General features: G+C 60.9%; 13 protein-coding genes. 6 read left to right on the plus strand and 7 right to left on the minus strand.

The annotated features are described in order from the left end of the window. Positions 1-58: 58 nt before the first annotated feature. The gene (locus tag AB4N48_RS08665; RefSeq protein WP_137214904.1) at positions 59-766 is read left to right on the plus strand and encodes a winged helix-turn-helix domain-containing protein; all 708 of its coding nucleotides are present in this window, start codon (positions 59-61) and stop codon (positions 764-766) included. Continuing rightward, positions 767-2,053, plus strand: coding sequence for an ATP-binding protein (locus AB4N48_RS08670; RefSeq protein WP_122612530.1), 1,287 nt, complete (start codon positions 767-769; stop codon positions 2,051-2,053). A gap of 99 nt (positions 2,054-2,152) precedes the next feature. On the opposite strand, the gene AB4N48_RS08675 is transcribed toward AB4N48_RS08670, so the two are convergent. Beyond that, positions 2,153-2,641, minus strand: a complete 489-nt coding sequence (locus AB4N48_RS08675; RefSeq protein WP_273527314.1) for a GFA family protein — start codon at positions 2,639-2,641, stop codon at positions 2,153-2,155. 139 nt (positions 2,642-2,780) lie between these two features. Here AB4N48_RS08675 and glsB point away from each other — a divergent pair, with 139 nt between their 5' ends. Further along, on the plus strand, positions 2,781-3,689 hold the full coding sequence (gene glsB / locus AB4N48_RS08680; protein WP_024013269.1) for a glutaminase B: 909 nt from the start codon (positions 2,781-2,783) through the stop codon (positions 3,687-3,689). Positions 3,690-3,885: 196 nt separating this feature from the next. Beyond that, complete coding sequence (locus AB4N48_RS08685; RefSeq protein WP_460095165.1) at positions 3,886-5,388, plus strand: aldehyde dehydrogenase family protein; 1,503 nt, start codon at positions 3,886-3,888, stop codon at positions 5,386-5,388. A gap of 129 nt (positions 5,389-5,517) precedes the next feature. On the opposite strand, the gene AB4N48_RS08690 is transcribed toward AB4N48_RS08685, so the two are convergent. Both AB4N48_RS08690 and cynS read right to left on the minus strand, forming a co-directional pair. Then, complete coding sequence (locus tag AB4N48_RS08690; RefSeq protein WP_095180245.1) at positions 5,518-6,177, minus strand: carbonic anhydrase; 660 nt, start codon at positions 6,175-6,177, stop codon at positions 5,518-5,520. A gap of 57 nt (positions 6,178-6,234) precedes the next feature. Then, positions 6,235-6,702, minus strand: a complete 468-nt coding sequence (gene cynS / locus AB4N48_RS08695) for a cyanase (protein ID WP_041480833.1) — start codon at positions 6,700-6,702, stop codon at positions 6,235-6,237. Positions 6,703-6,822: 120 nt separating this feature from the next. Here cynS and cynR point away from each other — a divergent pair, with 120 nt between their 5' ends. Continuing rightward, on the plus strand, positions 6,823-7,710 hold the full coding sequence (gene cynR, locus AB4N48_RS08700) for a transcriptional regulator CynR (protein WP_315434719.1): 888 nt from the start codon (positions 6,823-6,825) through the stop codon (positions 7,708-7,710). Positions 7,711-7,963: 253 nt separating this feature from the next. Here the strand turns inward: cynR and AB4N48_RS08705 are convergent, their stop codons facing one another. After that, positions 7,964-8,293 carry a hypothetical protein gene (locus tag AB4N48_RS08705; RefSeq protein ID WP_252886371.1) on the minus strand — a complete coding sequence of 110 codons (330 nt, stop codon included), beginning with the start codon at positions 8,291-8,293 and terminating at the stop codon, positions 7,964-7,966. 542 nt (positions 8,294-8,835) lie between these two features. Beyond that, a complete protein-coding gene (locus AB4N48_RS08710; protein WP_460095166.1) occupies positions 8,836-10,779 on the minus strand; it encodes a DNA topoisomerase III in 1,944 nt (647 codons plus the stop codon). A 192-nt stretch (positions 10,780-10,971) separates the two neighbouring features. Between AB4N48_RS08710 and AB4N48_RS08715 the strand changes: the two genes are divergently transcribed. Continuing rightward, a complete protein-coding gene (locus AB4N48_RS08715) occupies positions 10,972-11,334 on the plus strand; it encodes a DUF427 domain-containing protein (protein WP_056789235.1) in 363 nt (120 codons plus the stop codon). Between the two features lie 53 nt (positions 11,335-11,387). On the opposite strand, the gene AB4N48_RS08720 is transcribed toward AB4N48_RS08715, so the two are convergent. Then, positions 11,388-13,010, minus strand: a complete 1,623-nt coding sequence (locus AB4N48_RS08720) for an MFS transporter (RefSeq protein WP_024013261.1) — start codon at positions 13,008-13,010, stop codon at positions 11,388-11,390. A 132-nt stretch (positions 13,011-13,142) separates the two neighbouring features. After that, a complete protein-coding gene (locus AB4N48_RS08725) occupies positions 13,143-14,804 on the minus strand; it encodes a GMC family oxidoreductase (RefSeq protein WP_095180242.1) in 1,662 nt (553 codons plus the stop codon). Positions 14,805-14,836 lie beyond the last annotated feature (32 nt).

The following is a 14,836-nucleotide window of genomic DNA, read 5'->3' on the forward strand; positions in this document are numbered from 1 at the left end:
GTTCGATGAATGCCAGCATAATATCGGCCCTTCCACGTTTGGCTTGGCAACGGTTGTTATGGATAACCTGGGTTTCGGCAAAGTTCTGCTGGTCGAAGACGATGAGCGTCTCGCCGCACTGATCGCACACTTTCTTGAACAACACGGCTACGAGGTGCGCACGGTGCATCGCGGCGATCTGGCCATGGCTGCATTCCTGGAATTCAAGCCGAAAGTGCTGGTGCTCGACCTGATGTTGCCGGGGCAGAGCGGTTTGCAGGTCTGCCGGGAAATTCGCAGTGTCTCGGACACGCCGATCGTGATCCTTACGGCCAAGGAAGACGATCTCGATCACATCCTCGGTCTGGAGTCCGGCGCTGACGATTACGTGATCAAACCGATCAAACCGCCGGTATTGCTCGCGCGGCTGCGGGCGTTGCAACGGCGGCAGACGCCGGACACCAGCGTGGTCAGTTTCCTTGAGTTCGGGCAATTGAGCATCGACCGCAGTTGCCGGGAAGTGCGCCTGGCCGGTGAGCTGATCGAGCTGACCACCATGGAGTTCGAATTGCTCTGGTTGCTCGCCAGCGCGGCGGGCAAGATTCTTTCCCGCGATGACATTCTCAATCGCATGCGCGGCATCGCCTTCGACGGCCTCAACCGCAGCGTCGACGTCTACATCAGCAAATTGCGCAACAAACTCAAGGACAATCCCCGCGAGCCGGTGTGCATCAAGACCGTGTGGGGCAAGGGCTATCTGTTCAATCCGTTCGCGTGGGAGCTGTAGATGCTGCGCTTGTTCCTCGGCCTGTTTCTGGTGATGACGGTGGGTCTGGTGCTGGCCTTGCAGGCGGTCGAGCACACCTTCAACGCCTTGCTCGACAGCCAGACGCAGGATTACAACCGTGAAGCCGTGCGCGGTCAGGCGTGGTCGCTGGTCGATCATCTGCAAGGCCGCCAGGGCGCCGAGCGTGAACAGAAACTCGATTCATTGCGTGCGCATTACGGTCTGTCGCTGAGTCTGGTCGAGGCCGATCAACTGGCCCTCACACCGCAGGAAAAAGCCGAGCTCGCGCGGAACCTGTTGGTGATCCGCGACGATTACACGCAGTTCATCAGCAACATCGATGGTGGCTCGCAGTTGCTCAGCATCAAGCTGCCGCCAGAGCCGAGCCTGATGCCGTTCTACATCACCGCGGCGTACATGATGCTCGCGGTGTTGATCGGCATCGTTCTGTTTTTCTGGGTGCGCCCGCACTGGCGCGACCTGGAAAAGCTGCGGCTGGCGGCCGAGCGTTTCGGCGACAACGATCTGTCGGTGCGCATCCAGTTGTCGCGGCGCTCGAACATCCGCGATCTGGCCGAGCACTTCAATCTGATGGCGGCGCGCATCGAGGGGCTGATTGCCAATCAGCGCGAGCTGACCAACGCCGTGTCTCACGAACTGCGCACACCAATCGCGCGGCTTTCGTTCGAGCTCGATCAGCTCAAGCAGCAACCGGACGCGAGCCAGAATCGCGAGCTGATCGCCGACATGTATGCCGACCTCGGTGAGCTGGAGGAGATGGTCTCGGAATTGCTGACCTACGCCAGCCTCGAGCACGGCGCGACGGTGATAAAGCGGGAGAATATTCACGCGGCCGACTGGCTAGACAGCGTTGTCGGCAGTGTGGCGCTTGAGGCCGAAGCAGTGGGCGTGCAGTTGTCGATCGCCGGTTGCCAGGTCGACACTGTAAGCATCGAACCGCGCTTCATGGCGCGGGCGGTGATCAACCTTTTGCGCAATGCCATTCGCTATGCCGAGCAGCGCGTTGAGGTGTCGCTGCTGCGCAATGGCGATGACTATGAAGTGCGGGTAAGTGATGACGGGCCGGGCGTGCCGCTGGAGGGACGGGAGAAAATCTTCGAACCGTTTTCCCGACTGGATGCCAGCCGGGATCGGCGTACTGGCGGTTTCGGGCTGGGCCTGGCGCTGGTGCGGCGGGTTTCGCAGTCCCATGGCGGGCAGGTTGAGGTTGGCGACTCGGTGTGGGGCGGGGCGTTGTTCAGGATGACCTGGGCGCATCTGGACTGATTGATATTGCCTGACCCGGCCCCTTCGCGAGCAGGCTCGCTCCCACAGGTGATCGCAATCCAAATGTGGGAGCGAGCCTGCTCGCGAAGGGCGCGGTGTTCAGCGAGTCACACCGAGCCGCTCATGCCACTGGGCGATCGATTCTTCGGGATATACATCAAACTGCTGATCCTTCGGCTTCGCCTCGACTTCAACCCACGGCGCTTTCGAACCTAGCATCAGATGTGTGTGTTCCGGCGGCACCGGCAGCGGCGTATCGATCGCCGAGGCGAATGGATGAATCAGCTCTGGCCACTCCGGGCTGAACAGCCACAGGCCGCTGCCGCACAGCGCACAGAAGTGGCGTTCGGCGCTGCTGCGATGGGCGCGTTTATCGCTTTCAGCTTTCATCTTCGCGTGATAGATGCTGATGTTTTTGCGTCCGCGAACCTTGAGAGTGGTCGCGTCGCCGCCAAGGTTGATCGCATAACCGCCACCGCCCTGGGTCTTGCGGCAGATCGAGCAATAGCAGCGTTGATAAGGATAAGGATGGGCGCTGTCGAGGCTGAACGTGACTTCGCCGCAATGGCAGGAGCCTTCGAGGTGCATGGTGCTCTCCTGTGTCTGAATGGTCCGCTTCAGCCTAGAACATTCTGCCTGATGCTTGCCGGTGTGATGCGACCGGCGGGCGCAGCGTCTAGCCCCAGTGTCCCCGCGATCCCATGGGGCGAGACTTTCGGAACCCGGCATGCAAGCGCTGTTGAACGAGATCCTTGACGCCGTCCGGCCCCTGATCGGGCAGGGCAAAGTTGCTGACTATATTCCCGCCCTCGGCACGGTGCCGGCCAACCAGTTGGGCATCGCCGTGTACAGTAACGACGGCGAAATGTATTGCGCCGGCGACGCTGAAACGCCGTTCTCGGTGCAGAGTATTTCCAAGGTATTCAGCCTGGTGCAGGCCATCGATCACTCCGGCGAAGCGATCTGGGAACGGCTTGGCCACGAGCCGTCGGGCCAGCCGTTCAACTCGCTGGTACAACTGGAATTCGAGCGCGGCCGCCCGCGCAATCCGTTCATCAATGCTGGGGCGCTGGTGATCTGCGACATCAACCAGTCGCGATTCGCTGCGCCGACATTGTCGATGCGCGACTTCGTCCGGCGTCTGTCCGGCAATCCGCAAATCATGATCGACGGCAAGGTCGCCGACTCCGAATACCAGCACCGCGCGCGCAATGCGGCGATGGCCTATCTGATGCAGTCGTTCGGCAATTTCCACAACGATGTCGAAGCGGTGCTGCGCAGCTATTTCAGCCACTGCGCACTGCGGATGAATTGCATCGATCTGGCCCGGGCGTTCTGCTTTCTGGCCAATGACGGGTTCTGCAAGCACAGCGGCGAGCAGATCCTGACGCGCCGCCAGACCCAACAGGTCAACTCGATCATGGCCACCAGCGGTCTGTATGACGAGGCGGGCAACTTCGCTTATCGCGTCGGCCTGCCGGGCAAGAGCGGGGTCGGCGGCGGCATCGTTGCGGTGGTGCCGGGGCAGTTCAGCGTGTGCGTGTGGTCGCCGGAGTTGAATGCGGCCGGCAACTCGCTGGCGGGGATGGCGGCGCTGGAGTTGCTGAGCTCAAGGATTGGCTGGTCGGTGTTCTGACCCACCTGAACACCACATGACCCTGTGGGAGCTGGCTTGCCAGCGATGAGGCCCTGTCAGTCACTATAAATTTGCCTGAACCACCGCTATCGCTGGCAAGCCAGCTCCCACAGGTTTCTTTAGTGTTTGAGGAGGTGTATTTCAGCCAGTAATCCGCTACATTTTCCGGCCGCCCTCTGCATGGTGAATCCGCTTCATGTCTCTTGCGCTCGAACGTCTAGTCGCTGGCACGCCGATCCCTTTCGCTGGTAACCGCGTCACCGTGGTCAGCCCGGAGCTGGCCGCGCGGTTTCAGCCCGGTGACCATTTGCTGGTCGAGCAGGTCAGTGGCGAGTTGTTGCTGATCCCCGTGGCCGATCAACAGGCCGCCTCGGTGGCAATCGAGCGTGCGGCTGCGGCATTCACCGCGTTGTCGGCGGTGTCCGATGAAGCCATCAGCCAATTCTTCGACCTGTTTGCCCAGCGCCTGGAAAATCCTCAGTGCTGGACGCAGATCGAAGCCGCCAACCGCGCCGACATCGAGCGGGCCAAGGCGCGCGGTCGCTCGACCACACGCTTGCTCGCCGATGAACGCATGCGCCGCGACATGATCGCCGGGCTGCGCGCCTGGCGTGATGCGCCGCCCACGCGGGGCAAAGTGATCAGCAGTGTCGAGCACGACGGCTGGAAGGTTGAGCAAGTCGTCTCGCCGCTGGGCATCGTCGCGTTTGTCTTCGAAGGCCGGCCCAACGTATTTGCCGACGCCGCCGGCGTGTTGCGCACCGGCAATACGGCTGTGCTGCGCATCGGCAGCGATGCGTTGGGCACTGCGCAAGCCATCGTCACTCACGCCTTGAACCCGGCGCTGGCCGAAGCCGGTTTGCCGGTGGGGGCGGTGTCGTTGGTCGAAAGTGTCAATCACGCCGCCGGTTGGGCGATGTTTGCCGATCGGCGTCTGTCGCTGGCGGTGGCGCGCGGCTCGGGCCGTGCGGTCAGCCAGTTGGGCAGCATTGCCCAGCAGGCCGGTACCGCCGTCAGCCTGCACGGCACCGGCGGTGCGTGGCTGATCGCCGAACGTGATGCCGATGCCACACGCTTCGCGGCGGTGGTGCGCAACTCGCTGGACCGCAAGGTCTGCAACACCCTGAACGTCTGCCTGATTCAGCGCGAACGCGCCGATGAGCTGGTGCCGCTGTTCCTCGAAGCTTTGAAAGACGCCGGTACTGCGCGCGGCCAAGGCTGCAAATTGCACATCGTCGCGGGCAGTGAAAGTTGCCTGCCAAGCGAATGGCAGAACGCAACGGTGGAGGTTTATCGCGCCGAGGGTTACAAGACCGAAGCGCTGGCCGAATCCTTGCCCGAGTCGGACCTGGGCCGCGAGTGGGAATGGGAAGAGACCCCGGAAGTCAGCCTGATGATTGTCGACGATCTGGATCAGGCGATTGCGCTGTTCAACCGGTACAGCCCGCAATTCACCGTGTCGTTGATCAGCCAGGCGGCGGCGGTTCAGGAACGCTTCTACAACGCGGTGAATGCGCCGTTCGTAGGCAACGGCATCACCCGTTGGGTCGATGGCCAGTACGCGTTGAACAAGCCGGAACTGGGGCTTTCGAACTGGGAGAGCGGGCGCCTGTTTGCGCGCAGTGCGATTCTTTCCGGTGATGGCGTGTTTACCGTGCGTAGCCGGATGACTCAGGTTGATCTCACGGTGAAACGCTGACTTGAAACCCGTTGTTGATCGTTCCCACGCTCCGCGTGGGAATGCAGCCCGTGACGCTCCGCGTCACTGGACGCAGAGCGTCCCTAGAGGCATTCCCACGCAGAGCGTGGGAACGATCACGGTGGGGAGTCAGGCAGCGTGGCTGGCTTGCGCGCTGATCGCGCAAGTCTCAGGCCGCTCGGCCAGCGGCACAAAGGTGCGACGATCGGAAGAGAGTGCGTCGATCGAACCGGTCTCGATGTCGTAAACCCAGCCATGCAGATTCAACCGGCCTTGCTCCTGGGCCAGGCGCACACTCGGGTGGGTCTGAATATTCGCCAGTTGCGCGATCACGTTCTCGCGCACCATCGAACTCAATTTCGCCGCGTCGCTGCCATGCACGCGCGCTTCGTTCACTACCTTCGCCGATTCGGCATGCTGCAGCCAGCCACTGACAGCGGGCAGGTGATCCATGCATTTGCACTGGGCAATCGCTGTCATCGCGCCGCAATCGGAGTGGCCGCAAATCACGATATCGGTCACCCCCAGCACTGCCACCGCATATTCCACCGTCGCCGAGACCCCGCCCGGATGCGGGCTGTAGGAGGGCACGATATTGCCGGCGTTACGGATCACGAACAGCTCGCCGGGCTCTTGCTGGGTCAGCAGCTCAGGCACCACACGGCTGTCGGAACAGGTGATGAACAGCGTGCCGGGTTGCTGAGTCGTGGCCAGGTGTTTGAACAGTTCGCTGCGTTGCGGGAAGGCTTCGTTCTGGAATTTCAGGAAGCCGTCGATCAGGGCTTTCATGGCATGTCCTCGTGGCAGAAATGAGATGGCCCGCACGCAGGTTGCGGGCCGGGCGCATCAGAACGGCCGCAGCGGCAGGAACTTGCCGTCGAGGGTCACCACGGCGCGGGAGCCGCCTTCCGGGTCTTCGACTTTCTTGATGTCCAGTTTGAAGTTGATCGCACTGATGATGCCGTCACCGAACTGTTCATGAACCAGCGCTTTCAGCGTGGTGCCGTAGATCTGGATCATTTCGTAAAAACGGTAGATGGTCGGATCGGTCGGCACGCCGCTGAGGCTGCCGCGCAAAGGAATGATCTGCAGAGCGGCGACGTCATCTGCGCTGAGGTCAAGCTTGTCGCCGACCACTTGAGCAGCGTTTTCCGGCAACGGATGCTGGCCGAGCAGGGCGGCGGTGACATAAGCCAGGCTGAGGCCGGTGCCGTCAGCGAGATCCTGCCACGACAGATCTTTTTTCGCCTTGGCGTCGAGAACGCGGGTGGTCAGGGCCAGGCTGTTGTCGTTGTAGGCGTGGGACTGTTGCATGGTGTCACTCCTTTCAGGGGTTGGCTTGCTGTGTGGAAGCAATGTTGCGCTGGTTGATTCATAGCGTCCAAGATCGATATACAATGCTTCGCATAAGTCCTGCCTATAGATGGTGTGTTCATGCTGTTGCGACATTTGCGTTATCTGCTCGCCGTTGCCGATCACGGCGGCTTCACCCGCGCCGCCGAAGCGCTGCATGTATCGCAGCCGACGTTGTCGCAGCAGATCCGGCAGCTGGAAGAAACCCTCGGCGTCAGCCTGTTCGATCGCACCTCCCGCACGGTGAAACCGACCGATGCCGGCGCGGCATACATTGAATGCGCGCGGCGCGTGCTGGTGGAGCTGGAGGCCGGGCAGCGCGCCTTGCACGATGTGAAGGATTTGTCGCGCGGCACCCTGCGCCTGGCGATGACGCCGACGTTCATGGCGTATCTGGTCGGGCCGTTGGTGCGTGATTACAGGGCACGGTTTCCCGGGATTCATCTGGAAATATTCGAACTGTCGATGGACGACATCGAGGCCGGGCTCGCGGATGACTCGCTGGACGTCGCGATCGCGTTTACGCCGGTACGCAATGCCGATATCGAATGCATACCGGCGTTTACCGAGACGCTGGGGATCATGGTCGGGCCTGGGCACCCGCTCTATGACAGCCCTTCGGTGTTGACGCCGACGGAATTGGCTTCACTGGATTTCGCCTTGCTGGCGCCGGGCTTCATTACGCGGTTGTCGGTGGATGAGTATTTCCGTGAGCACGGGATTACGCCGCAGGTGCGGATTGAAGTGAATTCGGTGAGTACGTTGCTGGAAGTGGTGCGGCATGCGCCGCTGGCGACCATGCTGCCCGAGGCGATTGCCAGCGAAGACCGCGCGTTGCGCCGCTTGCGTGTTGAAGGGGAGGCGCCGCAGCGGGGAGCGGCGTTGTTGCGGCGCAGGAATAATTATCACAGCGCGGCGGCGTTGGCGTTTGTGGAACTGGTGCTCGGCATGAAAAGCCCCTCACCCTAACCCTCTCCCAGCGGGAGAGGGGACTGACCGAGGTGTTTGGTCAAGTCACGCCGACCTGAACGAGCTTCGTTGACTCATAATCGCCACGGTCATTCAGGTCTACGGTTGAGCTGAGGCAACTCGGTCGGCTCCCTCTCCCTCGGGAGAGGGCTGGGGTGAGGGGCGACGGGGGCACTCACGCCGCATAACTCAAAAGAACAACAAAGGGCCTGCTCCCAATCGGAAGCAGGCCCTTAGTCAAATAATCTACAACTCAATAAAACCGATCAATCACCCGAACTTCATTTTTGTTCTGCATCGAATCCCACGCCTGTTTCAGCGTCTGCAGCACGTTCTCAATGAAGTCCTTGTCGGCCGCAGCCTTCTTGCCGACATAACCGTGGCCGCGGCGGTACATCTTCAGGCGGGCCAGCAGATTCTGGTGATTGCGGTCGAATTCTTCTTCGCCAGCGTGGGGCGACAGGCAGTCAATGTGTACCTGCCCCGACTTGCTGATCCAGAGAATATGGCTGTCGTGGCTGTCTTTCTGCGCCGCGAACATACGCGCCAGTTCTTCGATGGTGGGTTGATTGTTCAGATTCATTGTTATGCCCCTTGACCAGTCTGGTGATCTTTCAAAGTTGATTCGCTAATACAGGTAGCCCATCGGTTAGTTGATCCCTGGCACCGAAACCAGGACGTCAGCGTTCGCCCGTGTGAAGTACGGGGTCGTGCATCTGTTGCATGTAGTCGTGTTGAATAACTGCTACGCAATAGCGTCACAACGAGGAGAAGCAGCGAAAACCGGGAGGCTCCTTGACGACAATCCAGTGTCGGCCACAAGCGTCTTGAGAATTTTCGCCAGCGCTTCTCGTCCTTGTACTGGACGTTCAGGCCAGGTCAGCTTCTTCAATCTGCCTTGTGGGCAGCGTGTATCCGGAAAAAACAACTCGGCGGTCAGACGAGTTTGCTCAAGCGTGTTACCAGTGTTCCCGATCGGGGAACGTCTTCATCATGCAAAAGCAAAACGATGCCGTCAACGGTTTTGTAGTGATTATTTTCAAGCACTACATATTGTCGGACAAAGCTGTTTTGGAATGAGAAAAGATCCGTTTCGACAACGTCGAGAAGGGAACCGCGAGGGATTCAGCGAGTCGTCGGACGCGCCGTGCGTTTGCGCGTACCGGCGGTTTTGCTGGGCGTCGACTTACGCTTTTTCTTCCACGGCGCTGCAGCTTTGCCCGCAGGCGGCGGGCCGCTGATGGTCAGGCTGAGGGCGGAGCAGCGGGTGACCTGCTTGCTCATCCACGCGGCCTGTTTGGTAACGAATTCTTCCAGACTCATCTCGCCGCTCTGCACCATGTCCAGGGCCTGTTCCCAGATCGCCGTGGTGCCAGGGTCGGCGATCGCGCGAGGCACTGCGTCGATCAGGCTGAACGCGGCAGGTGTCGCCGCCAGTGCCTTGCCGTTCTTGACCAGATAACCGCGATCAAGCAAACCCTGAATGATCGACGCGCGGGTGGCTTCGGTGCCGATGCCGGTGGTGTCCTTGAGTTTCTGTTTGAGCAGCGGATCCTCGACCAGTTTGGCGACGTTCCTCATCGCCTTGATCAGATCGCCTTCGGTGTAGGGTTTTGGCGGTTGCGTCCACAGGTCCTTGAGACTCACTTTCGCCACAGCGCATTCGACGCCTTGGCTGAGGGTCGGCAAGGTTTGCGGTGCTGGTGCTTCGCGGCCCCTGGCCGGTGCCAGTGCTTCGGGCAATGCGCGCTTCCAGCCCGCTTCGATGATTTGCTTGCCCACCGCGCGCAATGCCTGCCCGTTGCAATCGAAATCGGCCTGGGTGCGATCGTATTCGTGGTTGGGCAGGAACTGCGCCAGGTAGCGCGCGCGAATCAGCGTGTACACCGCGCGATGTTTGCCGGTCAGACGTTCAAGATTCTTCGCGGCGATGGTGGGAATGATGCCGTGGTGAGCGCTGACCTTGGCGTCATTCCACGCCCGCGAGCGCCGTTGCGGTTCGAGATAACCCTGCAAGGCTTCAAGGCTCGGATCGGCCTGGCGCAACGCTGTGAGGATCGATGGCGCCTCACTGTGTTGGCTCAAGGGCAGAAAGCCGCAATCACTGCGCGGATAGGTGATGACTTTGTAGGTTTCGTAAAGGGCCTGGGCGATGTCGAGGGTTTCCTGCGCGCCAAGGCCAAGCTTTTTCGAGCAGACTTCCTGCAAGGTGCCAAGATCGAAGGGCAGCGGCGCCACTTCGCGCATGCGCTCGGTCTTCAGCTTGATCACCCGTGCGCTGTCAGCACTGCTGATCGCCGCCGCCGCTTGTTGCGCCAACGCCTGATTCAGGCAGCGATCCTGATCATCACAAACGTCGGACGGCGCGCGCCATTGCGCGGTAAACGCCGTGCCGTTGTGCAGCAAATCCACGTCGATTGCCCAGAACGGTACGGGGACGAAATCGGCGATGCTGCGGTCGCGGTCGACCACCAGTCGCAGGGTGGGCGTTTGCACTCGGCCCACAGGCAGCACGCCCTGATAACCCGACTGCCGGCCCAGCAAGGTGAACAGTCGACTCATGTTCATGCCGATCAGCCAGTCCGCGCGTGAACGGCCCAGCGCCGAGTGATACAGGCTGAAGGTTTCGGCCCCCGGCTTCAGCGCAGCGAGGGCCTTGCGAATCGATGCCTCGTCCAGCGCCGACAGCCACAAGCGGCGGATCGGCCCGCGATAGCGGCAGTGCTCGACCAGTTCCCGGGCGATCATCTCGCCCTCACGGTCGGCATCGGTGGCGATGATCAGTTCGCTGGCTTCGCCGAGCAGGCGCTTTACCGCTTTGTACTGGCTGGCAGTGCGCGGCTTGACGGTCATTTTCCACTTGTCCGGGATAATCGGCAGATCGGCCAGCACCCAGCGTTTGTAGCGCGCGTCGTAGGCGTCCGGCGGCGCGGTTTCGAGCAAATGGCCGATGCACCAGGTCACTGTGACGTCCGTCCCCAACCAGCAGCCGTCGCCGCGACGCTTGGCGCCGAGCACCGCCGCAATATCTTTGGCCTGAGAGGGTTTTTCACAGAGGTACAGCCGCATAGCTACCATCGCTGGTTGGTGTGTGGAGAGGGCACAGGATGGCGGGAGTTCGCGGCGGGAGCAACTTTTATCTGTATGGATATACAGATAAAAGCATTGCAGGAGGTTTAGCCGTTCGGCCGTAATCCAGTCGAGCTGCGCATCCATCAGCTATACCTGAACCGGTCTCTTCGCTGTGCTCAGGAGAACCTCATGAAAAGCCCCAGTCCCGTGATCAGCCTGGAACAACTTGCCGGCTGCCTGCTGGTGAAGTTCCACGGCATCCAGGTCGCCGCGTCCTCTCACGCGATGATCCTCAACGAAGCCAACTATCCGCCGGTGTACTACATCCCGCGCGAAGACATCGACGAAAAATACTTCGCCCGCACCGACCACACCAGCTATTGCCCGTACAAGGGCGACGCCAATTACTTCAGCCTGCAAGTGCCGGGGCATGAGGGCGCCAATGCGGTGTGGACTTATGAAAAACCCAAGATCTCGGTTGAACCGATCCGCAACTATGTGGCGTTTTATCCGGACCAGGTGAAATTCGAAGTGATCAAAGCGGACGCCTGAAGCAAAAAATGGCGAGAGAATCGCTTCCCTCGCCATTGTTGTCAGCGGGTTTTTCAGTTTTTATCGAGATCGATATTCTTCGTCTCACGCAGACAGATCATCCCCACCACCAGGCTCACCCCGGTGATCAGCACCGGATACCACAGCCCGTAGAAAATATCCCCGGTGTACACCACCAGCGCAAACGACACGGTGGGCAGGAATCCGCCGAACCAGCCGTTGCCGATGTGATAGGGCAGCGACATCGAGGTGTAGCGAATGCGGGTCGGGAACAGTTCGACCATCAGTGCCGCCAGCGGCCCGTAGCACATGGCCGAGATGATGATCAGGGCGACGATCAGGGCGACGATCATCGGTTTGTTGATCTGCTGCATATCGGCTTGTTGCGGGTAGCCGGCGAGGGTGATCGCGCCGCGCAGTGCCGCCTCATCGAAACCATCCAGCTTCACGTCGCCGACACTCACTTGCACGGCGCTGCCCGCAGGCGCTGCGACGCTGGAGTAGGGCAGGCCTTGCTTGACCAGGAAGGTCTTGACCTTGTCGCAGGGGCTGTCGAATTTGGCCTTGCCCACCGGATCGAACTGGAAGGTGCAAGTGGCGGGGTCGGCGAGGACGGTGATCGGCGCCTGACGGCTGGCCTGATCGATCGCCGGGTTGGCGTAGTGGGCCAGGGATTTAAAGATCGGGAAGTACAGCGCGGTGGCCAGCAGCAGGCCGAGCATCAGCACCGGTTTACGCCCGACCTTGTCCGACAGCCAGCCGAAAAAGATAAAGAACGGCGCGCCGATCACCACGCTGATGATCAACAGGCTGTTGGCCACCGCCGGGTCCATTTTCAGGAACTGGGTGAGGAAGAACAGCACGTAGAACTGCGCGGCGTAGAAGGTTACTGCTTGCCCGGCGTTGATGCTGAACAGCGCGATCAGCACGACTTTGAGGTTTTCCCATTTGCCGAAGGATTCGCGGATCGGCGCCTTCGAGGTTTTGCCTTCTTCCTTCATTTTCAGGTAGGCCGGCGACTCGTGCAGGCTCAGGCGAATCCAGGTGGAAATACCCAGCAGCACGATCGACAGCAGGAACGGAATGCGCCAGCCCCACACCTCAAACTGGTCGCCGGTGAAGTAGCGGCAACCGAGCACTACCAGCAGCGAGAGCAACAGGCCGAGGGTCGCGGTGGATTGAATCCAGCTGGTGTGGAAGCCACGTTTGCCGATAGGCGCGTGTTCGGCCACGTAGGTCGCCGCACCGCCGTATTCGCCACCGAGCGCCAGGCCCTGAAGCATGCGCAGCACCACCAGAATGATCGGCGCGGCAATGCCGATGCTGGCGTAGGTCGGTAGCAAGCCGACGCAGAACGTCGCCACGCCCATCAGAATGATCGTCGCCAGAAAGGTGTATTTGCGCCCGATCATGTCGCCCAGGCGGCCGAACACCAACGCGCCGAATGGCCGCACGATGAAGCCGGCGGCGAACGCCATGAGCGCGAAGATGAACGCCGTGGTGTCATTGACCCCGGCAAAAAACTGCTTGCTGATCACTGCCGCGAGGGCGCCGTAGAGGAAGAAGTCATACCACTCGAACACCGTCCCGAGTGATGAAGCGAAGATGACTTTCTGCGTGGCGTTGCTGGTCTCGGCGCTGCCCGCAGCGTCCAGCGGCTGAACGTGTTCTGACATATCGGTATCCCTCACAGTGATTGTTTTTGTTGTTCCACTGGTGTTGCGTGTCCGGTAATGCGCGATGCCTGAGTCTGGTGATGATTGCTGTGGGAGCGAGCCTGCTCGCGAAAGCTTTTTGTCAGTTAACTCCTAGGCTGAGTGAGCTACCGCATTCGCGAGCAGGCTCGCTCCCACAGGGGAGATATCTGCAGATCTGGACAAAATCAGTTGTGCCGCCTTCTCGGCAATCATCAGCGTAGGCGAACAGGTGTTGCCCGAGGTGATGCGCGGCATGATCGACGCATCGGCAACGCGCAGACCCGGCACACCATGCACGCGCAATTGCGCATCGACCACCGCGTCACCGTCATTGCCCATGCGGCAGGTGCCTACCGGATGGAAAATCGTCGTGCCGATCTTCGCCGCCGCTTCATGCAATTGTTCTTCGCTTTGCAAGCTGTCGCCGGGCAGGTATTCGACCGGTTTGAACGCTTGCAGGGCAGGGGCGCTGACGATGCGCCGGGTCAGGCGAATGGCATCGGCGGCGACGCGCAGATCTTCTGGATGGCTGAGGTAATTGGGCTGGATCAGCGGCGCTGCTTGCGGATCGGCCGAGCGAATCTCGATGCGTCCACGGCTCTGCGGGCGCAGGTCGCACACCGAGGCGGTGAACGCCGGGAAGCTGTGCAGCGGCTCGCCAAAGCGCTCCAGCGACAGCGGTTGCACGTGATATTGCAGGTTCGCCGAGGTTTGCTCGGGACCGGAGCGGGCGAATGCGCCCAACTGACTCGGCGCCATCGACAGCGGCCCGCTGCGGTCATACAGATAGCGCAGGCCCATGCCCATCTTGCCCCACACGCTGCCGGCGATCTGGTTCAGGGTGCGGGCGTTTTCCAGCTTGTAGATCAGGCGCAGTTGCAGGTGATCCTGCAGGTTGCCGCCGACCCCCGGCAGCTCATGAATCACGCCTATCCCTACGCGTTCGAGCAGCGGCCGCGGACCGATGCCGGAGCGCTGCAGAATGCTCGGCGAGCCGACTGAACCGGCGCACAAAACAATCTCCTTGCGCGCCTTGAACTGTTTGATCTGACCTTCATGCTGCGCGCTGACTTTCGCCGCGCGGCCGTTCTCCAGCAACACACGATCAACCTCGACGCCGGTCAGCACGGTCAGGTTCGCCCGGCTGCGCAGCGGTTTCAAAAAGGCCTTGGCCGCGTTCCAGCGCACCCCGGCTTTCTGGTTGACCTGAAAGTAACCGCAGCCTTCGTTGTCGCCCTGGTTGAAGTCATTGATGCTGGCGATGCCGCTCTGCTCGGCGGCGCTGCGAAAGGCATCCAGAATCGGCCACGACAGGCGCTGCTGTTCGACCCGCCATTCACCCTGATCGCCATGAAATTCAGCGCCGCCGGCAAAGTGGTTTTCGCTCTGTTTGAACAGCGGCAGCACATCCTTCCAGGCCCAGCCCGGATTGCCTGCGGCCGCCCAGCCGTCATAGTCGCCGGCCTGACCGCGCATGTAGATCATGCCGTTGATCGACGAACAGCCGCCCAGCACCTTGCCGCGCGGATAACTCAGCGCGCGGCCATTGAGGCCCGGTTGTTGTTCGGTTTTGAAGCACCAGTCGGTGCGCGGGTTACCGATGCAGAACAGGTAACCCACAGGAATGTGAATCCAGGCGTAGTTGTCGCGTCCGCCGGCTTCGAGCAGCAACACCCGCTGCTGTGGATCCGCAGAGAGCCGGTTGGCCAGCAAGCAACCGGCGGGGCCGGCGCCGACCACGATGTAGTCGAATTCATCCAGGGACGTCTGCATGCCCTGACCTCGCTTTTTGTTTTTATTGTCGG

The organism is Pseudomonas sp. S2_C11 (assembly GCF_054668395.1).